We start from the raw sequence: 417 nt of genomic DNA, 5'->3' as shown, positions 1-417 counted from the left end.
TAAAGAAAAAAATTTTAAAGTTCAAAGTGATGTTCAAATCTCATAACAGTCGTTCACAAAAATTTCGGATCGTTATACTTCTAATAGCCACGATGCTGCTCATTGCAAACCTTTTTAGAATAGAGTACGGGCAGCTACTATCCGGAGAAAACCTGGGTGAAGCTTTTGGGATCTTAGCAAATCTTTTCCTTATTGCAGCTATGAGAGTATCCCTTAGATATACGGCGAAAAATGGGGAATCATAATTACTTTAATAGTCTCTGAAGCGAATTCTCAAACTAAATAACAGCCACAATATGAAATTAGGAGCATTTTCTGTAAGCCTCAGTGTAAAGGATCTGCAGGCCTCAAAAGCATTTTACGAGAATATAGGATTTTCGGTTGTTGCCGGAGACTTTGGAAAGAATTACCTCATCA

At 36.9% G+C, this 417-nt stretch carries 1 protein-coding gene and 1 pseudogene; both read left to right on the top strand.

Annotated features, from left to right (window positions below):
* A partial coding sequence (locus HC175_RS23985; protein WP_209310118.1) for a hypothetical protein occupies positions 1–245 on the top strand: 245 nt, incomplete at its 5' end.
* Positions 246–296: 51 nt separating this feature from the next.
* Positions 297–417: pseudogene (locus HC175_RS24435) on the top strand (VOC family protein); the annotation flags it as partial.

This window comes from Salinimicrobium oceani (assembly GCF_012037645.1).
Note: the sequence above shows the minus strand (reverse complement) of the source record. Positions and strands in the feature narration are given on the sequence as shown.